The sequence below is a fragment of the Streptomyces paradoxus genome (assembly GCF_014202475.1).
Lineage (GTDB): Bacteria > Actinomycetota > Actinomycetes > Streptomycetales > Streptomycetaceae > Streptomyces > Streptomyces paradoxus.
This window is the reverse complement of record NZ_JACHGV010000013.1, coordinates 102,326-122,728: the sequence shown is the minus strand read 5'-3', so window position 1 is coordinate 122,728 and position 20,403 is coordinate 102,326. Positions and strand designations below refer to the sequence as shown.

The 20,403-nt window shown below is 73.0% G+C and carries 18 protein-coding genes; 12 read left to right on the top strand and 6 right to left on the bottom strand.

The features are described from left to right. The first annotated feature begins 38 nt into the window (after nucleotides 1-38). The 8 genes from rhaS to HNR57_RS40415 all read left to right on the top strand — a co-directional run bounded on the left by rhaS (nucleotide 39) and on the right by HNR57_RS40415 (nucleotide 7,991). On the top strand, nucleotides 39-1,121 hold the full coding sequence (rhaS, locus tag HNR57_RS32810) for a rhamnose ABC transporter substrate-binding protein (protein ID WP_184565880.1): 1,083 nt from the start codon (nucleotides 39-41) through the stop codon (nucleotides 1,119-1,121). Nucleotides 1,122-1,138: 17 nt separating this feature from the next. Next, entirely contained in the window at nucleotides 1,139-1,459 is a 321-nt protein-coding gene (locus HNR57_RS32805) for an L-rhamnose mutarotase (RefSeq protein WP_184565879.1), read from the top strand. Nucleotides 1,460-1,475: 16 nt separating this feature from the next. Then, a complete protein-coding gene (locus tag HNR57_RS32800) occupies nucleotides 1,476-2,900 on the top strand; it encodes a BNR repeat-containing protein (protein ID WP_184565877.1) in 1,425 nt (474 codons plus the stop codon). Between the two features lie 88 nt (nucleotides 2,901-2,988). After that, nucleotides 2,989-4,014: a LacI family DNA-binding transcriptional regulator gene (locus HNR57_RS32795; protein WP_184565876.1), complete on the top strand. Its 1,026-nt coding sequence runs from the start codon at nucleotides 2,989-2,991 to the stop codon at nucleotides 4,012-4,014. Between the two features lie 120 nt (nucleotides 4,015-4,134). Continuing rightward, the gene (locus tag HNR57_RS32790) at nucleotides 4,135-5,436 is read left to right on the top strand and encodes an alpha/beta fold hydrolase (RefSeq protein WP_184565874.1); all 1,302 of its coding nucleotides are present in this window, start codon (nucleotides 4,135-4,137) and stop codon (nucleotides 5,434-5,436) included. 28 nt (nucleotides 5,437-5,464) lie between these two features. Then, nucleotides 5,465-6,199: a PIG-L deacetylase family protein gene (locus HNR57_RS32785; RefSeq protein WP_184565872.1), complete on the top strand. Its 735-nt coding sequence runs from the start codon at nucleotides 5,465-5,467 to the stop codon at nucleotides 6,197-6,199. A gap of 22 nt (nucleotides 6,200-6,221) precedes the next feature. Continuing rightward, entirely contained in the window at nucleotides 6,222-7,118 is an 897-nt protein-coding gene (gene sigJ / locus HNR57_RS32780) for an RNA polymerase sigma factor SigJ (protein ID WP_184565870.1), read from the top strand. 30 nt (nucleotides 7,119-7,148) lie between these two features. Further along, nucleotides 7,149-7,991: a pentapeptide repeat-containing protein gene (locus tag HNR57_RS40415; protein WP_184566009.1), complete on the top strand. Its 843-nt coding sequence runs from the start codon at nucleotides 7,149-7,151 to the stop codon at nucleotides 7,989-7,991. Here HNR57_RS40415 and HNR57_RS32770 read toward each other — a convergent pair. Beyond that, nucleotides 7,953-9,449 (bottom strand): cytochrome P450, encoded by a 1,497-nt coding sequence (locus HNR57_RS32770; protein WP_184565868.1) that lies wholly within the window; start codon nucleotides 9,447-9,449, stop codon nucleotides 7,953-7,955. The genes HNR57_RS40415 and HNR57_RS32770 overlap by 39 nt on opposite strands. Nucleotides 9,450-9,558: 109 nt before the next feature. Between HNR57_RS32770 and HNR57_RS32765 the strand changes: the two genes are divergently transcribed. Both HNR57_RS32765 and HNR57_RS32760 read left to right on the top strand, forming a co-directional pair. Then, nucleotides 9,559-10,167 carry a TetR/AcrR family transcriptional regulator gene (locus HNR57_RS32765; RefSeq protein WP_184565866.1) on the top strand — a complete coding sequence of 203 codons (609 nt, stop codon included), beginning with the start codon at nucleotides 9,559-9,561 and terminating at the stop codon, nucleotides 10,165-10,167. An 85-nt stretch (nucleotides 10,168-10,252) separates the two neighbouring features. Continuing rightward, nucleotides 10,253-10,981, top strand: coding sequence for a DUF2470 domain-containing protein (locus tag HNR57_RS32760; protein WP_184565864.1), 729 nt, complete (start codon nucleotides 10,253-10,255; stop codon nucleotides 10,979-10,981). On the opposite strand, the gene HNR57_RS32755 is transcribed toward HNR57_RS32760, so the two are convergent. The 5 genes from HNR57_RS32755 to HNR57_RS32735 all read right to left on the bottom strand — a co-directional run bounded on the left by HNR57_RS32755 (nucleotide 10,949) and on the right by HNR57_RS32735 (nucleotide 15,991). Then, a complete protein-coding gene (locus HNR57_RS32755) occupies nucleotides 10,949-12,139 on the bottom strand; it encodes a lactonase family protein (RefSeq protein WP_184565862.1) in 1,191 nt (396 codons plus the stop codon). The two genes, HNR57_RS32760 and HNR57_RS32755, sit on opposite strands and share 33 nt — an antisense overlap. A gap of 90 nt (nucleotides 12,140-12,229) precedes the next feature. After that, the gene (locus tag HNR57_RS32750; RefSeq protein WP_184565860.1) at nucleotides 12,230-13,336 is read right to left on the bottom strand and encodes a hypothetical protein; all 1,107 of its coding nucleotides are present in this window, start codon (nucleotides 13,334-13,336) and stop codon (nucleotides 12,230-12,232) included. Nucleotides 13,337-13,381: 45 nt separating this feature from the next. Beyond that, nucleotides 13,382-14,635 carry an FUSC family protein gene (locus tag HNR57_RS32745; RefSeq protein WP_184565858.1) on the bottom strand — a complete coding sequence of 418 codons (1,254 nt, stop codon included), beginning with the start codon at nucleotides 14,633-14,635 and terminating at the stop codon, nucleotides 13,382-13,384. Between the two features lie 111 nt (nucleotides 14,636-14,746). Continuing rightward, nucleotides 14,747-15,241 (bottom strand): FBP domain-containing protein, encoded by a 495-nt coding sequence (locus tag HNR57_RS32740; protein ID WP_184565855.1) that lies wholly within the window; start codon nucleotides 15,239-15,241, stop codon nucleotides 14,747-14,749. A gap of 102 nt (nucleotides 15,242-15,343) precedes the next feature. Beyond that, nucleotides 15,344-15,991, bottom strand: a complete 648-nt coding sequence (locus tag HNR57_RS32735) for a PAS domain S-box protein (protein WP_184565853.1) — start codon at nucleotides 15,989-15,991, stop codon at nucleotides 15,344-15,346. A gap of 152 nt (nucleotides 15,992-16,143) precedes the next feature. Here HNR57_RS32735 and HNR57_RS32730 point away from each other — a divergent pair, with 152 nt between their 5' ends. After that, nucleotides 16,144-19,329 (top strand): cytochrome P450, encoded by a 3,186-nt coding sequence (locus tag HNR57_RS32730; RefSeq protein WP_184565851.1) that lies wholly within the window; start codon nucleotides 16,144-16,146, stop codon nucleotides 19,327-19,329. Nucleotides 19,330-19,357: 28 nt separating this feature from the next. Beyond that, nucleotides 19,358-20,332, top strand: a complete 975-nt coding sequence (locus HNR57_RS32725; protein ID WP_184565842.1) for a phosphotransferase family protein — start codon at nucleotides 19,358-19,360, stop codon at nucleotides 20,330-20,332. Nucleotides 20,333-20,403: the final 71 nt, after the last annotated feature.

The window sequence follows — 20,403 nt, the reverse complement described above, 5'->3', positions numbered from 1 at the left end:
AGGGCGCGTCTCACTCACCTTCGTCAAAGGAAACCGTCATGCGTAAGACAACCCTCCGCCGCAGCTGCGCGGCCCTCGCCACCGCCACCTCTCTCGCACTCGCGCTCACCGCCTGCGGCGGCACCACCAAGAAGGACGTCGCGAACGAGGGCGCCTCCGCCGCCACCGCCGGCAAGGCCGACCCCAACGCCGAGCTGAAGAAGGGGCTCACCGTCGGGTTCCTGCCCAAGCAGGTCAACAACCCCTACTTCACCAGCGCCGACAAGGGCGGCGAGAAGGCGCTCAAGGAGCTGGGCTCCAGCTACAAGGAGGTCGGCCCGTCCAGCGCGACCGACACCGCCGGGCAGGTCTCCTACGTCAACACGCTCACGCAGCAGCAGGTCGACGCGATGGCCGTGTCCGCGCAGGACCCGGGCGCCCTGTGCACCGCGCTCAAGCAGGCCATGAAGAACGACATCAAGGTCGTCACCTACGACTCCGACACCACGCCCGGCTGCCGCAACGCCTTCGTCTCGCAGGCCTCCGCCGAGGACCTGGGCCGCACCGAGGTGCAGCTGCTCGCCAAGCAGATCGGCTACAAGGGCGAGATCGCGATCCTGTCCGCCGCGCAGACCGCGACGAACCAGAACACCTGGATCGACTTCATGAAGGACGAGCTGAAGAAGCCCGAGTACAAGAACATGAAGCTGGTGAAGACCGCGTACGGCAACGACGACGCCCAGCAGTCCTTCCAGCAGACCCAGGGCCTGCTCCAGGAGTACCCGAACCTGAAGGGGATCATCTCCCCGACCACCGTCGGCATCAAGGCCGCCGCCCAGTACCTGTCGGGCTCCAAGTACAAGGGCAAGGTCAAGCTGACCGGCCTCGGCACCCCCAACGACATGCGCAAGTACGTCAAGAACGGCACCGTCGAGGCGTTCGAGCTGTGGGACCCGGCCAAGCTCGGCGAACTGGCCGCCCGGACCGCCGTCGCCCTGTCCTCCGGGCAGATCACCGGCAAGGAGGGCGAGACCTTCAAGGCCGGCCCCATGGGCGAGTACACCATCGGCAAGGACGGCGTGATCAGCCTCGGCAAGCCGACCGTGTTCGACGCCAAGAACATCGACCGGTTCAACTTCTAGACCCTGGGAGGTCGTTGATGCAGCGCGTGTGCTTCCTGCTGAAGGTCCGGGCGGAGCGCCTCGACGAGTACCGCGAGCGGCACGCCGCGGTATGGCCCGAGATGCTCCGGGCGCTCTCGGAGACCGGCTGGCACAACTACTCGCTCTTCCTGCGCGAGGACGGACTGCTCGTCGGCTACCTGGAGACCGAGGACTTCGCGGCCACCCGGGCCGCCATGGAGGCCACCGACGTCAACGCCCGCTGGCAGGCGGAGATGGCGCCGTTCTTCGAGTCGCTGGACGGCGCCCGGCCCGACGAGGCCATGAAACCGCTCACCGAAGTCTTCCACCTCGCATGACGATGGAGTCCACGAGATGCACAGACGTACCCTGCTGGCCGCCGCCCTCGCGGGAGCAGTGGTGACCCCCGCCTTCGCCTCCGGCACGGCACGGGCCGCCGACCCCGGCCCCTCGGTCACCCGCACCGGCACCACCACCCTCGACGGCCAGGCCCTCTTCTTCGTGTCCTACGACGGGCTGGTCAACAACAACGCCTTCCAGAAGAACGGCCTGCTGACCTACAAGGGCTACCAGTACGCCGTCTGGTACACCGCCGACCGCAACGCCGTCGTCGGCCGCCGCGCCCTCGGCGCGGGCACCTGGTCGACCGTGAAGGTCGGGCACACCCTGCGCTACAACGACTCCCACAACGTCATCTCCATGGGTGTCTCCAAGGTCGACGGCCGGCTGCACCTCAACATGGACTCCCACAGCGACGGCTTCACCTACGTCAAGTCGGTCGCCGGGCTCATGGACAACCCCGGCGGCCTGAGCTGGACCGCGAGCCGCTTCGGCGCGCCCCAGCCGACGCTCGACGGCCTGGCGCCGACCTCGCAGTTCACCTACCCCCAGTTCGTCTCCACGCCGGACGGCAAGCTCCAGCTGAGCTACCGGGTCGCCGTCTCCGGCAACGGGCGCAACGCCCTCGCCGAGTACGACGGCACGAAGTGGACCAATCTCGGCGAGTGGTCGGGCTCGACCGGCACGTACACCAGCGAACACGGCTCCTCGACGGCCCGCAATATGTACCTGCACGGCATCGACTACGACCGGAACGGCCGCCTGCACTCCTTCTTCACCTGGCGCGAGCAGAACGGCGCCGTGATGTGCAACAGCGGCGGCATCACCAACCACGACACCGGCTACGTCTACTCCGACGACCGGGGCCGCACCTGGCGCAACAACGCCGGCACCGTCGTCGGCGTCACCGGCGGCTCCGACAAGGTGTCCGTGACCGACGCCGGCCTGGTCGTCGACCCGCTCAACCCGGACCACTCCCTGATGAACCAGGAGAGCCAGTTCACCGACTCCGCCGGCCGGCCGCACGCGATCATCTCCTACGTCCCCGGCCGCTTCGGCCAGTGCACCACGAACTACGTCGCGAACCGGACCGCGAACGGCCGTGCCTTCCACGTCCGCAGGAACGCCGCCGGCACCTGGCAGAAGACCGAGATTCCGGTCCCGCTGAACTCCAGCCAGCGCACCAAGCTGATCCTGGACAAGTACGACAACGCGTACGCGATCTTCCCCTTCGGGCGGATCGCCGGCGCCTCGGCCGCCTCCGGGTACACCGACTGGAGGATCCTCTTCGACGGCAGCGGCCTCAACGCCTTCGGCGAGGTCGTCATCGACGAGACGCGGGTCGCGCAGGACGGGGTGCTGTCCTTCATGTACCAGGAGAAGTCCAGCGGCACGACGCCCTCGGCGCTGCACGTGATCGACTTCCGCCTTCCCGCCTGACCGCATCCGGTTCCCGGGGCGGCGTGCCGGTAATGTGAAGCCGCCCCGGCCGCCGCCCCCCTCGTCTCCCTCTGGAGGTCCCTGCCCGATGGCCCAGTCGGTGGGTATCAAGGACGTCGCCCGCGTCGCCGGAGTCTCCGTCGGCACGGTCTCGAACGTGATCAACCGCCCGGACACGGTCGCGACCGAGACCCGGGCCCGCGTGCTGTCCGCGATAGACCGGCTCGGCTACGTCCGCAGCGAGTCGGCGCGCCAGCTGCGCGCCGGCCGCAGCCGCATCATGGGGCTGCTCGTCCTGGACATGGGCAACCCCTTCTTCGTCGACGTGGCGCGCGGCGCCGAGCGCGCCGCCCGCGGGGCCGGACTCGGCGTGATGGTCTGCAACAGCGCCCAGGACCCGGGCGAGGAGGCCGAGTACCTGTCGCTCTTCGCCGAGCAGAGGGTGCGCGGCGTGCTGCTCACGCCCGCCGACGCGACCGGCCGCAACATCGAGGCGTTCCGTCGGCACAACATCCCCTTCGTCCTGGTCGACCGGGTCGCCGAGGGCACCACCGAGTGCTCCGTCTCCGTCGACGACGTGGCGGGCGGCGCCCTGGCCGTACGCCACCTCGTCGACGCCGGGCACCGCTCCCTCGCCTACGTCAGCGGCCCGCCCGGCCTGAACCAGGTCCGAGACCGGCGCACCGGCGCCCTAGAAGCGCTCGCCGAGGCCGGGCTCGGGCCCGACGCGCTGCGGGAACTGCCCACCGAACGGCTGGACGTCGCCGCCGGCCGCGACGCCGGGGCCCGCCTCCTCGGCCTCGCCGACCGGCCCACCGCCGTGTTCTGCGCCAACGACCTGCTCGCCCTCGGCGTCCTGCAGGCCATGTACGCGGCCGGGGTCGGCGTCCCCGACGACCTCGCCATCGTCGGCTACGACGACATCGAGTTCGCCGCCGCCGCCGCCGTCCCGCTCACCTCGGTGCGGCAGCCCGCCGTCACCATGGGCGCCATGGCCGCCGATCTGCTCCTGGAGGAGACGGAGGAGGAGGGCGCGGGGCGGGCACACGAGCACCGCAGGGTCGTCCTCCAGCCCGAGCTGGTGGTCCGCCGCTCCAGCCTGTCCGCCCGCTGAGCCGCCCGGCGAGTCTGAACCACCGTTCAGCAAGGTTTCATGATCGAAGGGCTCACGAGCGGACGTTCGCTGTGATGAACTGGGACGCGGCCCGAAAATCCGTCCGTCCCGGGAGCCCTGTTGACCCACAGCTACCGCCAGCCCGGAGTCGTCCTCACCGACCGCCGCTTCACCGTCCCCCTGGACCACGACCGCCCCGGCGGCGAGACGATCGAGCTGTACGCCCGCGAGGTCGTCGCGAGCGACAAGACGCACCAGGACCTCCCGTGGCTGCTCTACCTCCAGGGCGGCCCCGGCTTCGGCGCGGACCGCTCCGTCGGCCGGCCGGGCTGGCTCGGCAGGGCCCTGAAGGAGTACCGCGTCCTCCTCCTCGACCAGCGCGGCACCGGCCACAGCACGCCCGCCACCCGCCAGACGCTCCCGCTGCGCGGCGGCCCGGCCGAGCAGGCCGGCTACCTCACGCACTTCCGCGCCGACGCGATCGTCCGCGACTGCGAGGCCATCCGCGCCGAGGTCACCGGCGGCGCCCCCTGGACCGTCCTCGGCCAGAGCTTCGGCGGCTTCTGCGTGACCGGCTACCTCTCCCTCGCCCCCGAGGGCCTGGCCACCGCCGTCATCACGGGCGGGCTGCCGTCCCTCGACGCCCACGCCGACGACGTCTACCGGGCCGCCTTCCCGCGTATCGAACGCAAGGTCGGCGCCCACTACGCCCGCTACCCCCAGGACGCCGAACGCGCCCGCCGCATCGCCGACCACCTGCTTCACCACGACGTGGTCCTGCCCAACGGCTACCGGCTCACCGTCGAGGCCTTCCAGTCCCTCGGCATCGTCCTCGGCACCGGCGACGGCACCCACCGCCTCCACTACCTCCTGGAGAACGCCTTCGTCCGCACCCCGCAGGGCTTCACGCTCTCCGACGCGTTCCTGGAGCAGGTGCAGGCCATGCTCTCCTACGCCCGCCACCCGCTGTACGCCCTGATCCACGAGTCGATCTACGGCCAGGACGCCCGGCCCACCGACTGGTCGGCCGAGCGGGTCCGCGCCGAGTTCCCGCAGTTCGACGCCGCCAAGGCGCTCGCGGGAGACGAGCCCCTCCTGTTCACGGGAGAATCGATTCACCCCTGGATGTTCGAGTGCGACCCGGCCCTGCGCCCGCTGCGCGAGACCGCGGACCTGCTCGCCGCCCGCACCGACTGGACGCCGCTGTACGACCCGGCCCGCCTCGCCGCCAACGAGGTACCGGTCGTGGCGGCCGTCTACCACGACGACATGTACGTCGACACGGCCCACTCCCTGCGCACCGCCCGCACGATCCGCGGGCTGCGCACCTGGATCACGGACGAGTTCGAGCACGACGGCATCCGCACCGGCGGCCCCCGCGTCCTAGACCGGCTGCTGGCCCTCGTGCGGGACGAGGCGTGATGCCGGCGGCGCGGACTAGTCTGCGGACATGACGACCACTCAACTGCAGCCCATGCCCGGCGACTGGCGGCGTGCCCTCGCCGTCGTGGCACACCCGGACGACCTGGAGTACGGCTGCTCGGCGGCGATCGCGGCCTGGACCGACGGGGGCCGCGAGGTCGCCTATGTCCTCGCGACCCGGGGCGAGGCGGGCATCGACACCATCGAGCCCGCGCGGTGCGGGCCGCTGCGCGAGCGGGAGCAGCGGGCGAGCGCGGCGGTGGTCGGCGTGTCGGAGGTCGAGTTCCTCGACCACCGGGACGGGGTCATCGAGTACGGCACCGCCCTGCGCCGCGACATCGCCGCCGCCATCCGCCGGCACAGGCCCGAGCTGATCATCACGCTCAACCACCGCGACACCTGGGGCGGCGTCGCCTGGAACACCCCGGACCACGTGGCCGTCGGCCGGGCCACGCTCGACGCGGCCGGCGACGCCGGAAACCGGTGGATCTTCCCCGAGCTCGTCGAACAGGGCCTCGACCCCTGGGACGGCGTGCGCTGGGTCGCGGTCGCGGGCTCCAGCGCCCCCACGCACGCCGTCGACGCGACGGCCGGCATGGAGCGCGCGGTGGCCTCGCTGCTGGAACACCGCAGCTACATCGAGGTGCTGACCGACGAGGACCCGGAGACCTATGTCCGCCGCTTCCTGACCGGGCACGCCGAGGCCATGGGGGAGCGGTTCGGGGGCAGGCCGGCGGTGACGTTCGAACTGTTCAGCAGATGACCGGAGCACGACGGGGGAGACCATGACAGGCAGCGAGGAACTGGCCGGGCGGTTCGAGGAGCACCGCGGCCATCTGAGGGCGGTCGCGTACCGCATGCTGGGGTCACTGGCCGAGGCGGAGGACGCCGTCCAGGAGGCTTGGCTGCGGCTGAGCCGCTCCGACGCGGACGACATCGGGAACCTGGGCGGCTGGCTGACCACCGTGACCGGCCGCATCTGCCTGGACCTGCTGCGCTCGCGCGCCGCACGCCGCGAGGAACCGATGGGCGACGCCTTCGTCCCGGACCCGGTGCTCAGACCCCTGGCACAGGTCGTGGACCCGGCTGAGGAGGTGCTCCAGGCCGACTCCGTGGGTCTGGCCCTGCTCGTCGTGCTGGAGAACCTGGCGCCCGACGAGCGGCTCGCGTTCGTGCTGCACGACATGTTCGCCGTGCCGTTCGACGACATCGCGTCGATCGTGGAGCGCAGCCCGGCCGCGACCCGGCAGCTGGCGAGCCGTGCGCGGCGCCGGGTGCGCGGCGCCACCCCGGCGGCCGATCCCGACCTCGGCCGGCAGAAGCGGGTGCTCGACGCCTTCCTGGCCGCCTCGCGCGGCGGTGATTTCGAGGCACTGCTCGAACTGCTGCACCCGGACGTGGTGCTGCGGGCCGACTCGGGGGCGCTCATGCGGGGCGCGGCCGCCTCCAAGGTCGTTCAGGGCGCGAAGACGGTGGCGGAGCAGGCGCTCATGTTCGCCCGCTACGCGCAGGCCGCTCAACTGGTGCTGGTCAACGGCTCGGTCGGGGTCGTCAACGCGCCCGAGGGCCGCGTGCAGTCGGTCATGGCCGTCACGATCGCCGACGGCCGCATCACCGGCATGTACATCCTGGCCGACCCCGAACGGCTGGAACGCCTGGAGGCACCCGGCCCGGCGATGTGACCGGAATCCAGCCGTCAGATGTCGTTTCGTATGCTGAACGGCATGCGAGATCACCAGGCTGAGCAGGCGGAACTGCGCGGCGACTGCGAGCGGTGCTTCGGGCTGTGCTGCGTCGCCCTGCCCTTCGCCGCCTCGGCCGACTTCGCGGTCGACAAGGCCGCCGGCACGCCCTGCCGCAACCTCCGGGAGGACCACCGCTGCGGCATCCACGCCAGGCTCCGGCAGAGCGGATTCACCGGCTGCACGGTCTACGACTGCTTCGGCGCCGGGCAGCAGGTCTCGCAGGTCACCTTCGGCGGGCGGGACTGGCGCACCGGGCCGAAGGCGGACGCCCGCCGCATGTTCGAGGTGTTCCCGGTGGTCAGGCAGCTGCACGAGCTGCTGTGGTACCTGACCGAGGCGCTCGCCCTGCCGGCGGCCCGTCCCGTCCGCGCCGAGCTGGACGAGGCCCTCCAGAAGACCCGGGCGCTCGCCGCCGGGACACCCGAGGACCTCGCCGGGCTGGACGTGGCGGCGCACCGCCAGGAGGTCAACGTCCTGCTGCTCAGGACGAGCGAGCTGGCCAGGGCCGGCACCAAGGGCCGCAAGAAGGACCGCCGGGGCGCGGATCTCATGGGCGCCCGGCTCAGGGGCGCCGACCTGCGTGGTGCCAGCCTCCGCGGCGCCTACCTGATCGCCGCCGACCTCACCGGCGCGGATCTGCGGGGAGCCGACCTGATCGGCGCCGACCTGCGCGACGCGGACCTCACGGGCGCCGATCTGACCGGCGCGTTCTTCCTCACCCAGCCGCAGCTGAACGCGGCTCGGGGGAGCGCCGGGACCCGGCTGCCCGGGTCAGTCGCCCGCCCCGGGCACTGGACGGCGCAGGTCTGAACCCGGCTCCCGCACCGGCGTGCGGCGCTCCGGGTGCAGCCGCAGGCCCTCCGGCATCAGCGTCAGCCGTTCCGTCACGCGCAGCCGATAGGCCGGGTCGGGCCGCAGCTCGTAGCGCCGCAGCAGCAGCCCGAGCACCAGCGTGGCCTCGTGCAGCGCGAACTGGCGCCCGATGCACGCCCGGGCGCCCGTCCCGAACGGCTTGAAGGTGTGCGCCGGCCGGGACCGTACGGCCTGCGCGTCGAAGCGGTCGGGGTCGAAGCGCTCGGCGTCCGCGCCCCACACCTCGGGGTCCCGGTGCAGCATCGGCGTCAGCACCAGCGCCCACGCCCCACGCCGCATGGGATGCTCCCCGGCCAGCACCGTGTCCTCGCGGGCCTGCCGGGAGAACGCGGGCGCGGTGGGCCACAGCCGCAGCGACTCGTCCAGCACCCGGCGGACGTAGCGCAGCCGGGCCACCTGCTCGTAGGCGGGTTCCGCCACGTCACCCCACACCTGGTCCACCTCGGCGCGGGCCCGGGCCGCGATCCCGGGGTGGCGGGCGAGGTAGTGCAGGGCGAAGGAGAGCGCGCCCGAGGTCGTCTCGTGGCCGGCGACGAGGAACGTGATGACCTGGCGGCGGACGTTCTGCGGCGCCAGCCGCTCCCCGGTGTCGGGATGGGCGGTCTCCAGCATGCGGTCGAGCAGATCGCCGTCACCGCCGCCGGTGGCGCGCCGGGCCCGGACCAGTTCGTCGACCGTGTGGTTCAGGTGGGCGATGTCGGCCTCGTTGCGGCGGCTCGCGCTCCGCAGCAGCAGCGGGGCCAGCGGGAAGGGCACGGTGTTGAGCCGCTGCGCGTAGGTCAGCGTGCCCACCATCGCCGTCACGAAGGGATGCGGCCGGGAGCGCTCGAAGGAGCCGAAGTCGTGCCCGAAGCCGGTGCGCGCGATCGTCTCCAGCGTCAGCTTGGTCATGTCGCCGGGCACGTCCACCGCCCGGCCCGTGGCCGCCGCCCGGTCCCAGTGCTCCGTCAGCCGCTGCGCGACCGACAGCATCATCGGGTGGTAGCCGGCCATGGCGTCGCGGCTGAACCCCGGTGCGAGCACGTCGTGGGCCAGCTGCCAGTTGGGCTCGTGGTTGTACGCCGTGAACAGGCCGTCCCCCGCGACCGGCCGCAGGTTGGCCACGCCGAGACCCACGTGTTTGGCGAACCGCGACTCGTCGGCGAGGTCGGCCGCGTACCGGGCACCCCACACGAACACGAACTCCTTGCCGAACGCCTGCCGCCGGAAGACCGGCCCCAGCCGGCGGGCGTAGCGCATCGACTCCTGCACGGGGGTGCTCCGGTTGACGCCCACCACGTCGCCGAGCAGCGGGATCCTGCGCGGCGGGTGCGGAATGCGGTCCAGCTCCGGCCAGCCCAGCTCGGCGCCGCGGAACCCCTTGGGCTCCCCGGTCCGTATCGGCGCCTGGGTCATGACGCGATCTCCCTTGATCCGGCGGCGGGTTCGCACATGTTGTACATGGGTTCAATAGCGGGCTTCAGTCTGGTCCCGTTGTTGAACCGGCGTCAAGTAAGGTGCGGGCATGGCTGTGAACCAGGGCGGGCGCACGCGCCGCCGGCTCAGTACCGAGGAGCGCCGGGAGCAGCTCCTGTCGGTCGGGGCGCGGCTGTTCTCGGAGAGCCCCTACGACGACGTGTGGATCGAGCAGGTCGCCGAGATCGCCGGGGTGTCGCGCGGGCTGCTGTACCACTACTTCCCGACCAAACGGGACTTCTTCGCGGCGGTCGTCGAGCGCGAGAGCGAGCGGATGCTGCGCATGACGGCGGCGGTGCCCGGCGTGCCGGTCCGCGAGCAGCTCGCGGCCGGTCTGGAGACGTTCCTGGAGTACGTCCAGGCGCACGCGCACGGCTATCGGGCCTTCCATCGTGCCGACGCGGCCGGGGATCAGGCGGTGCGGCGGGTCTACCAGCGGGCCCTGGCCGCGCAGGAGCGGCAGATCCTCGCCGCGCTGGCCGCGGACCCGGAGTTCGGCCCGGCCTTCGAGGAGCGGCCGGAGATCCGGCTGGCCGTGCGCGGCTGGCTGGCGTTCACCACGGCCGTCTGTCTGGAGTGGCTGCGAGACGCGGAGTTGGGCCGGGAGCAGGTGCGCGAGCTGTGTGCACGCGCGCTGCTGGGCGTCCTCACTGGCTGAAAGGTCTCGCAAAGACCGCGTGACGTGGTTGGCGCGCACCCCGATCTTCGATAGGTTAGGTGAGGCTTACCTAAGGAGGTCTGGGATGGGTGACGACAGCCACAGCTGGACAGCGGCTCCCGCCGCCGCGGAACGGGCGCGCTCGGTGCTCGCCGCCGCGTGGTCCTGCTCCGTGACCGCGGAGGGCACGAAGGAGGAGCTGGTCGGCGCGCACACCGTGGGCGAGGACGGCCGCGTGTACGTGGACGTGCCCGAGGACAGCGCCCTGCTCGCGGCCGCGATCTGCGCGCCCCGCGGCGAGCCGTCCGCGGTGCTGGAGTTCGCCGACGTCGCGCCCGTCCCGCTCCGCAACCGGATCCGCGCCCGGCTGTGGCTCGCGGGCTGGTTCGCCGTCGAGGGCGAGCGGCTCGCCTTCACGCCCACACGCGTGGTGCTGCGGCAGCCGTCCGGCTCCGTGGTCGTGGACCTCGACGAGTTCGCCGCCGCCGCGGCCGACCCGCTCACCACGGCCGAGGCCCGGCTGCTGACCCACCTCGCCGACTGCCACGCCGACGCCGTCGAGCGGCTCACCCGGCTCGTCGACTCCGACAGCCTGCACGGCGCGGTCCGCGTCCAGCCCCTCGCGGTCGACCGGCACGGGCTGACGCTGCGCGTCGAACGCGCCCGCGCCCACGGCGACGTACGCCTCGCCTTCCACGCGCCCGCCGACGACGTCGCGCAGCTCACCGAACGCATGCACATCCTGCTCGGGCAGGCCAGTGCCGCGTCGTGCCCGCGGGCCCTACAGCGGCAGCGCACAGACGGCGACGGGTGAGGGGAACGATTCGCCAGCGCGCCGCAGTTCACCGTTCGCCCCGTCCACGCTGAAGACGGTGACGGTGGAGGACTTCTGATTCGCCGCGAACAGCAGCGTGCCCTCCGGCGAGAAGGCGATCTGCCGCGGGAAGTCCCCGCCCACCGGCACCGTGCCGAGCAGCCTGAGCCGGGCGCCGTCCGCCTCGACGGCGTAACGGGTGAGGCTGTTGTGGCCGCGGTTGGCGAGATAGGCGTAGCGGCCGTCGGCGGTCACCAGGATCTGCGCCGGGTAGCTGGTGCCCGAACCCGTGCCCGTGGACTGCGCCTCGCCGACCTCCACACGGCCGGAGGCGGCGTCGTACGAGCAGACCGCCACCGTGTTGTCGACCTCGTTGGCGAGGTACGCGTATCGCCCGCCCGGGTGGAACGTGAGGTGGCGCGGCCCCGCCCCCGGCCGGGTGTGCGCCTGCGCGACCTCGCTCAGCGTGCCGGCCTTGTCGTCCAGCCGGTACGTGTAGACGGTGTCCGTCCCCAGATCGACGGCGAGGACATGGCCCCCGTCCGGACTCGTGACGAACTGGTGGGCGTGCGGGCCCTCCTGGCCCGGGCCGGGCGGCGGACTGGTGTGCCGGACGAGGTCGGAGCGCTCGCCCAGGGCGCCCGAGGCGTCGATGGGATGCACGGCCACGCTGCCCGAGCCGTAGTTCGCGCTGAGCAGCCAGCGCCCGCCCGGATGCACCGACAGATGGCAGGGGGCCGCCCCGCCGGTGCTGCGGCTGCCCAGCACCTTCCGGTCGGACAGCCGCACGGCGGTCACGGCACCGTCGTCACGCTCGTCCACCGCGTACAGCGTGCGGCGGTCCGGGTGGATCGCCAGATACGACGGGTCACCGACGCCGCCGATCGTGCCGGCGCCGGTGATCCGGCCCGTCGCCGCGTCGTACGTGGCCAGGCCGATGCCCTTGCCGCCGCCCTCGGCGGACGTGTAGGTGCCGAGGTACAGCGGGCGGGGCCCGGAGGGGCGCCGGGCCCGCGACGGGCTCGTGCTCGCCTCGGGCTCCGGGGCCGGAGTCGCCGCCGGCGCGGGAGAGTTGTCGCAGGCCGGCAGTGCCGCCGCGGCGACCCCGCCCGCCAGTGCGCCGACGAACCGGCGCCTGCTCCAGCCTCCACTGTCCATGTCGCCCCTCAAGTCGTCACTGGTCCCCGTCGTGACAGCCACCTTGACGTTTCCGCGCCGCCGGGTGCAACAACGGTGGGCCCCGGCCGCCTACCAGTCCCCGTCCTCGACCGGTTCGCCCGGGGCGTCCTTGAGCTGGTGGGTCTGCCCCGGCGCGGGCGGCTGCCAGGGCTCGTGGTCGTCGCCGAGCCAGTCGCCGACCGGCTTCACGGACTGGAGCGTGCCGGTGGGGGCCAGGTCCTGCGCGTCCTCGTCGTAGTAGTCGAACCAGGGCAGGCCCGCCCGGGTGTACGCGGCCCGGTCGACCGGCGACGGCGGAGCGGCCTCGCCGGTGATGCGGCGCCACTCCGGGGGAGTGACCAGGTGGACGAAGACCCGGCCCGCGGGCTGCTCCGACCAGTCCGTGAGGGGCCGGTCGTCCTGGTAGACCTCCTGCCGCATGGAACCGCCGACGCCCAGACCCATCGCGGCGGCCGCACGGGGCGGGCCCGCCGGAGCGGCACTCGCGGCCGGCGCCGGAACCGACCCGGGCGCGGGCGGTGCCGCCATGGGCATCGGGGCGCCGAAGCCGGCGGACACGGGCGGGGCCGCCATGGGCATCGCGGCTCCGTACCCACTCGGCGCGGGCATCGACCGCTGCCGCTCCGCCCGCTGCCGCTCCTCGGCACGCCACCGCGCCAGCTCCCGGTCGTTCAGCGCGAAGTTCTGCAGCTGGACCCCGCCCCACACCTCCTCGCCCGTGACCTGCCCCTCCACGGTGGCGCCCAGGCCGAGCGGGACGGCCACGAACTGCCGGACCGTACCCGTGCCGGAGTTGATGCCGTCCAGCCAGGGCTGGCGGGGGAGCACCACGTAGTTCTGCGGACCCCGGGCCAGGCGGTCGCTCCAGGGGCGACCCGAGACCGCGCACACCTTGCCGACCCCGACCTGCAGCGCGGCCGGCTCCGAGGTGCCCGCGAAACTCAGCCACATCGCCTCGCGCAGATACACCGGCAGCATCACACCGCCGCGCGCCCGCCACGCCTCCGGAACCCTGTCCCCGTAGTCCGCGACCCGCCGCACCGGGAACTCGCCGAGCCCCGGCGGCAGCGGATGGGTCCCGGTCTCCGGCAGGCGCAGCGTGCGGATGAACCGTACGGCGACCCCGCCCGGCAGCCGCAGTGTGTTCCCGTCGATCCGCACGGTCGTGTCGGCCATCGGCCCGCTCCTCGCGTCAAGTGCCGGCCCTTGCCGGCGTTCCCCTCAGCGAGAACGCCCGCCGAACCCCGCGCGGTTCCGCCACATCTGCTCCGTGACGCCCACCCGCTCCCGCAGCCGGGTCAGACGGGGCATCCGGGCGCGCTGCTCGCGCGACACGCGGTCCAGTTCCTCGAACAGGCGCCGGGTGCGGTGCTCGGTGTCGAGCTCGTCCAGGATGCGGTTGACCTCCGCCAGGACGGCCCCCGGGAGCTGCCAGTGCCCGGGCGCCCGCTCCGCCTCCTCGCGCAGCAGCAGGGCCAGCTTGTCGCGGGTGCCCGCCGCGGTGCGCAGTTCCGCGGCGAGACGCTCCTCCGCCGACTCGGCGCTCGTGCTGAGGTGGGTGGTCACCAGCACCGCGAAGCTCACCACCGCGTCGGCGATCTCGGACAGCAGCTGCTCCAGGGCGGCGCCCGTCTCGGCCTCGAACAGCGGTTCCGGTTCGCGCTCCTTCGCGAGGTCGGTGAGGGAGCGGGCGAGGACCCGCAGGACGACCGTGCAGATCTCCAGCGTGTCGAGGCCGGTGCGCAGCACGACCCGGTGCAGCACGCTGTCCTGCACGCGCGGATTGAGCCGCAGGCTGTCCTCGGCCTGCCGGAGGGCCGCGTCCACCTCGACGATGTCGTGGTCCAGGCGGCGCGCCTCGTGCAGCTGCTTCTCCGCGCGGTCCACGGGCGTGCCGCCGGCGGCCTCCTCGCCCATGCGCAGCATCAGCTGCCGCAGCCGCCGGGCCAGGTCCCCGATCGACTCGCCCGCCTCCTCCACCCACACCGGCGGAGCCAGCAGCAGATTGCAGGCGAGCCCGACGACCGCCCCGATCAGCGTCTCCACCACCCGGGCCCAGGCGGTGTCCCCGACGGTGGTGACGCCGAGGACGAGCATCGCGCTGATCGCGACCTCGGGTACGTACTCCTCCACCCTGACCAGCCGGCCCACGGCCAGCGAGGCCACCAGGAGCAGCGCCAGGCTCCACCAGGTCAGGCCCACCAGCAGGCTGAACCCGATGGCGAGGAGAACGCCGGTCACCACGGCGTTCACCCGCCGGAAGCCGTTGGTGAGCGTGGCGTACAGCGTCACCTGGACGACCAGGAGCGCCGTCAGGGGAGCGGTGAGGGGCGCCGCCTCGGGGCTCAGGCGCAGCGCGATGACGTAGGCGATCGTCGCCGCGGTCGCGGACCGCAGCGTCTGGACGACCACGGGATCACGACGCTTCCTGACGATCCGCCCGGCCTGCGCCGTCCACTCACGTACCTCTCGCATCCTCGGGCTGTTCCCCTTCTCCGGCGCATCGAACGCATCCGTCGAACACGTCCGTGAAGGACGCTCACGAAGGACGTTAGTGCCGGGGCAGACCACGGGCGACCGAGGGGCTCAGGCGTGCACCTTGTCGAGGAAGGCGGCCAGATGGCCCGTGGTGCGCTCGATCTGCTCCTCCACGCTGAGGCTCTCCTCGAACCGGGACCCGGTCTCCAGCGCCTTCTTCCCGCGCACGTACAGGGAACAGGCGAGGTCGGTGCACATGTACGCCCCGACGGAGTTGCCCTCACGCCCGGCCGCCCCCGCCTTGCGGGCGGTCATCAGCGAGACCCCGCCCCGCGGGTGGGTCGTCAGGCACAGCGAACACATGCTGCGGTGCAGGAACCCGCGCTGCGCGGCCTGGAACCGCATCGACACGCCGACGAGCCGCCCCGCCCGCTCGGTCACCAGATAGCTCCGGTCGGGCGCCCCCGGATCACGCCACCCGAGGAAGTCGAGATCGTCCCAGGGGCGCGTGTCGAGGTCCCGGGGCACGGCCAGACGCCTGGCCTCGCCCTTCGAGCAGTTGATGAAGGAGGCGCGGATGTCCTGCTCGGTGAGCGGCTGCACGGGAGGCTCCCGGTAAGTGGTCGTCGTAAAACCTAGAGGTCCTAGGTTTTGTGGGTCAGGTCAGATTAGACAGCGTCGGTGCCGAGGGCGACCGGATTTCCGTCAGGCCTCGTCGTCCGGGACGCCCGGGGGCCACACCCCGGGGGTCAGCACCCCCAGGGCGTACGCCCGGGCCACCAGTTCCGTGCGGTTGGACGCGCCCCAGCGGGACGACAGGCGGCGCAGATGGTAGGTCACCCCGTCCGTGGTCAGGCCCGTCTCCCGGGCTGCCCGGGCCGTGGTGGCGCCGGCGGCCAGAAGCGCCAGGATGCGGGCCTCCGTCGGGGTGACCGGGGCCCCCGAGGCGGGCGCGGCGGGGGAGGGGGCGTGTTCGGTGTCCACCCGGAGCATCACCAGCAGGGCCGGGGTGTCCTCCACCGTGTCGCTGACCGGATCCGCCGTCAGCTCGCCGTAACGCTCCACGCCGCCCGGGGCCCGCCAGCGCACCGACACCTGATAGCGCGAACGGTGCCGCAGGCGCAGGGCCTGCGCGATGCGCTCCACCTGCGTGGCCTCCCGCGGGCTGAACAGCTCCAGCACGTCACGGCCGCGCAACCGCCCCGGCGTCGTACCGCACTCCGCGGCCATGGCCGGATTGGCCAGCAGCACCGCCCCGTACACGTCGCACACCGCGACCGGCATCGCGACCCGGTCGAACAGGAGCAGGGCGCGGTTGCGCCACGTCACGGCCTCCTGCCGGGCCAGGTCCACGAGCCTCTCCTGCCATACCGGGCCGCCCCCGCGCAAGAGCGGCACGTCTGCTCGCACTACACAATCATGCAGTGCCACGGCGCGGCCCCCCGGGCCCGGTGGATCACGCTGGAGCGCAGTACTTCCGTACCGCGAAAGGCAGTTGCCGCGTCATGCCCCCCACCGGACAGACCCCCCTGACCGCCGACACCCTCCCCGGCGTCCCCGTCGCCGACATCTCCGCCACCGGACCCGGCGGCGCGCCCGTCCAGCAGGCCATGGACCTGATGCGCGAGCACGGGCCCGTGTTCGTGCGGCGGCTGTACGGGCGGGACACCCTGTTCGTGGGCGACCTGGACCTCGTGGCCGACCTCGCGGACGAGCAGCGGTTCGCCAAGCACATCGGGCCGGGCCTGGAGAACGTCCGGGAGTTCGCCGCCGACGGCCTGTTCACGGCGTACAACGACGAGCCCAACTGGGCGAAGGCGCACGACATCCTGATGCCCGCCTTCGCGCTGGGCTCGATGCGCACCTACCACCCCGTGATGCTGAAGGTGGCCCGCCGGCTCATCGCCTCCTGGGACCGCGACGCCCGCGCCGGACGGCCGGTGAACGTCCCCGACGACATGACCCGCATGACGCTCGACACCATCGGACTCGCCGGGTTCGGCTACGACTTCGGCTCCTTCGAGCGGGCCGAGCCGCACCCCTTCGTCGAGTCGATGGTCCGCTGCCTGGAGTGGAGCATGACCCGCCTGGCGCGCGTCCCCGGGAAGGACTACTCGGCGCGGGACGCGGCCTTCCGCGACGACTCCGGCTACCTCGCCCGGGTCGTCGACGACGTCATCGCCGCCCGCACCGGCACCGACCAGAGCGACGCCGAGGACCTCCTCGGCCTGATGCTCACCGCCGAGCACCCGGCCGACGGCACCCCACTCGACACCGCCAACATCCGCAACCAGGTCATCACCTTCCTGATCGCCGGGCACGAGACCACCTCCGGCGCCATGTCCTTCGCGCTGTACTACCTCGCCAAGCACCCCACCGCCCTCCAGCTGGTGCAGCGCGAGGCCGACGAGCTGTGGGGCGGCCAGGCCGACCCCGAGCCCACGTACGACGAGGTCGGCAGGCTCACCTACACCCGCCAGGTGCTCAACGAGGCCCTGCGGCTCTGGCCCACGGCCGCCGTGTTCTCCCGGCAGGCCCGCGAGGACACCCTGGTCGGCGGGCGCATCCCACTGCGCGCCGGACAGTCCGCCCTGGTCCTCACGCCGATGCTGCACCGGCAGCCCGTGTGGGGCGACAACCCCGAGCTGTTCGACCCCTCCCGCTTCACCCCCGAGGCGGAGGCAGAGCGGCCGGTACACGCCTTCAAGCCGTTCGGCACCGGCGAGCGCGCCTGCATCGGGCGCCAGTTCGCGCTGCACGAGGCGACCATGCTGCTGGCCATGCTCGTCCACCGCTACCGGCTGCGCGACCACGCCGACTACCGGCTCACGGTCAAGGAGACCCTCACCCTCAAGCCCGAGGGCTTCACCCTCGCACTCGCGCCGCGCACCCGCGCCGACCGCGTCCACACGCCGCTGCCCGGGGCCGCCCCCGCCCAGGACACCGCCTCGGCCGAGCCGCAGGGCCTGCCCGCCCGCGTCCGCCCCGGCACCGCCGCCCTCTTCCTGCACGGCAGCAACTACGGCACCTGCCGCGACTTCGCCGCACAACTCGCCGACGAGGCCGCCGCCGTCGGCTGCGCCACCGAGGTGGCCCCACTCGACGCCTACGCGGGCGGACTGCCCACCGACCGGCCCGTCGTCATCACCGCCGCCTCCTACAACGGCCGCCCCACCGACGACGCCACCGCCTTCACCGCCCGGCTGGAGGGGGCCCACGACCTGTCCGGCGTGACGTACGCCGTCCTCGGCGTCGGCGACCGCAACTGGGCCGCCACCTACCAGCACGTCCCCACCCGCATCGACGAGCGGCTCGCCGCATCCGGCGCCGCCCGGCTGCTGGAACGCGCCGCCGCCGACGCCTCCGGCGACCTCTCCGGCACCGTCCGCACCTTCACGGCCGCCCTGCGCACCGCCCTGCTGGAGCGCTACGGCGACCCGGACGCCACAACGCCGGACCCTGAGCCCACGACCTCCTCCTACGAGGTCCGCACCCTGACCGGCGGGCCGCTGGACGCCCTCGCCGAGCGGCACGGTCTCGTCCCCGTGCGCGTCACCGAGGCCCGCGACCTCACGGCCCCCGGTTACGCCCGGCGCAAGCGGTTCCTCCGCGTCGCCCTGCCCGACGGCGTCACCTACCGCACGGCCGACCACCTCACCGTGCTGCCCGCCAACGCCCCGGACCTCGTCACCCGCGCCGCCGCCGCGCTCGGCGCCGACCTCGACACCGTCCTCGACATCCGCGCCACCCGCCCGCGCCGCGACGGCATCGCCGTGGACCGCCCCGTGACGGTACGGCAGCTCCTCACCCACCACGTGGAGCTGCAGGAGCGCCCGAACGCCGGGCAGCTGGCCGCGCTCGCCGCCGCCAACCCCTGCCCGCCGGAGCGCGCGGCCCTGGCCGCCCTCACCGACGACCCGCGCACCCTCGTGGAGATCCTGGAAGACCACCCGGCGCTGCGCGGCGCCCTGGACTGGCCGCTGCTCCTCGACCTCCTCACCCCGCTGCGCCCGCGCCACTACTCCATCTCCTCCTCGCCGGCCGTCGACCCCGGCCACGTGGATCTGATGGTCTCGCTGCTGGAGGCACCCGCCCGCTCCGGCAAGGGCCTCTACCGCGGCACCGGCTCCGGGCACCTGACCTCCGTGGAACCCGGTGACACGCTGTACGCGCGGGTGCAGCCGTGCCGGGAGGCCTTCCGCATCGACGTCACCGGCGATCCGGCACCGGTCGTCATGGTCGCGGCGGGCACCGGCCTCGCCCCGTTCCGCGGCGTCATCGCCGACCGTACGGCAGCCGTCGCGGCGGGCGCCGAACCCGCCCCGGCCCTGTGCTACTTCGGCTGCGACGCCCCCGACGCGGACTTCCTGCACGCCGCCGAACTGCGCGCCGCCGAGACCGCCGGAGCCGTATCCCTGCGCCCCGCCTTCAGCGAGACACCCGAGGGCGAGGTGCGGTTCGTGCAGCACCGGATCGCCGCCGAGGCCGAGGAGGTCTGGGCCCTGCTGGCCGCCGGGGCGCGGGTGTACGTCTGCGGAGACGGTTCGCGGATGGCGCCCGGGGTGCGGGAGGCGTTCCGTACGCTGTTCCGGAAGCACACACCGGACGCCGACGAGACGGCCGCCGAGCAGTGGCTCGACGGGCTGATCGCGGACGGGCGCTACACCGAGGACGTGTACGCCGCCGGCTGACCGCGCACAGGGGAGGGGTGGGCACACGGTGGTGGACTCCTGGGAACGGGCCCGGCACGTCCTTCAGGAGGCGGACCTGGACCCGGGCCGCCTGGCCCACCTCGCCCCGATGGCCGGCGGCACGTACAACACCGTCGAGGAACTGCGCCTCACCGACGGCAGCCGCTACGTGCTGAAGGTCCCGCCCCCCGCGGCCGCCCCCGGCCTGCGGCACGAGCGCGGGCTGCTGGTCTCGGAGGCCGCGTTCTACCGCTCGGCCGCCCGCGTCGAGGTCACCGCACCGGAGCTGGTGTCCATGGACGAGGGCTTCCTGCTGATGACGGCCTGCCCGGGCGACCCGTGGGACGGCACGCTCACCGGCGCGGAACACGCATCCCTGCGGACGGAGCTCGGACGCCAGGTGGCCCGGCTGCACCGCGTGACGGGCCCCGGCTTCGGCTACCCCTCCGGCGCCCTCGGCCCGCTCGCCCCCGACTGGCGGACGGCGTTCACCGGGATGATCGACGCCGTCCTCGACGACGCCCGGCGCTACGGCGCCCGGCTGCCCCGGCCCGTCGACGCGGTGGCCCGGACCGCCGCGTCCGCGTATGACGTCCTCGACGAGGTCACCGTCCCGTGCCTGGTCCACTTCGACCTGTGGCGGGGCAACATCCTCGTCGACCGCCCGGACGGGGAGGCCCGCATCGGGGGCCTCATCGACGGGGAGCGCATGTTCTGGGGCGACCCCCTGGCCGACTTCGTCTCCCTGGCGCTGCTGGGCGACATCAGGAGGGACGAGGAGTTCCTGGCCGGCTACCGGGAGGCCGGCGGCCTGGCGGCCTTCGACACCCCGGCCCGTCTGCGCCTGGCCCTGTACCGCGCCTACCTGTACCTGATCATGCTCACCGAGACGGTTCCCCGCCGGGCCGGCGAGGAGCAGGAGCGCTGGGTGCAGGAGAGGGTCGCCCCCGAACTCGTCGCGGCCCTGGACGAGATCGCCGAGGCCGCCGGGTCCGCCGGTTAGCTCACACCATGAAATAAGGGGTGGAGGAAAGTCGCGCCAGGCCCGCATCCGACGGTATCTTGCAGGTCGGA

Coding starts and splice junctions, on each gene's coding strand:
- HNR57_RS32750 (WP_184565860.1), bottom strand. CDS start 13,336: ATGGCCGACACGACCGTGCGGATCGACGGGAACACACTGCGGCTGCCG.
- rhaS (WP_184565880.1), top strand. CDS start 39: ATGCGTAAGACAACCCTCCGCCGCAGCTGCGCGGCCCTCGCCACCGCC.
- HNR57_RS32770 (WP_184565868.1), bottom strand. CDS start 9,449: ATGACCCAGGCGCCGATACGGACCGGGGAGCCCAAGGGGTTCCGCGGC.
- HNR57_RS40415 (WP_184566009.1), top strand. CDS start 7,149: ATGCTGAACGGCATGCGAGATCACCAGGCTGAGCAGGCGGAACTGCGC.
- HNR57_RS32760 (WP_184565864.1), top strand. CDS start 10,253: ATGGGTGACGACAGCCACAGCTGGACAGCGGCTCCCGCCGCCGCGGAA.
- HNR57_RS32745 (WP_184565858.1), bottom strand. CDS start 14,635: ATGCGAGAGGTACGTGAGTGGACGGCGCAGGCCGGGCGGATCGTCAGG.
- HNR57_RS32730 (WP_184565851.1), top strand. CDS start 16,144: ATGCCCCCCACCGGACAGACCCCCCTGACCGCCGACACCCTCCCCGGC.
- HNR57_RS32785 (WP_184565872.1), top strand. CDS start 5,465: ATGACGACCACTCAACTGCAGCCCATGCCCGGCGACTGGCGGCGTGCC.
- HNR57_RS32805 (WP_184565879.1), top strand. CDS start 1,139: ATGCAGCGCGTGTGCTTCCTGCTGAAGGTCCGGGCGGAGCGCCTCGAC.
- HNR57_RS32800 (WP_184565877.1), top strand. CDS start 1,476: ATGCACAGACGTACCCTGCTGGCCGCCGCCCTCGCGGGAGCAGTGGTG.
- HNR57_RS32795 (WP_184565876.1), top strand. CDS start 2,989: ATGGCCCAGTCGGTGGGTATCAAGGACGTCGCCCGCGTCGCCGGAGTC.
- HNR57_RS32755 (WP_184565862.1), bottom strand. CDS start 12,139: ATGGACAGTGGAGGCTGGAGCAGGCGCCGGTTCGTCGGCGCACTGGCG.
- HNR57_RS32765 (WP_184565866.1), top strand. CDS start 9,559: ATGGCTGTGAACCAGGGCGGGCGCACGCGCCGCCGGCTCAGTACCGAG.
- sigJ (WP_184565870.1), top strand. CDS start 6,222: ATGACAGGCAGCGAGGAACTGGCCGGGCGGTTCGAGGAGCACCGCGGC.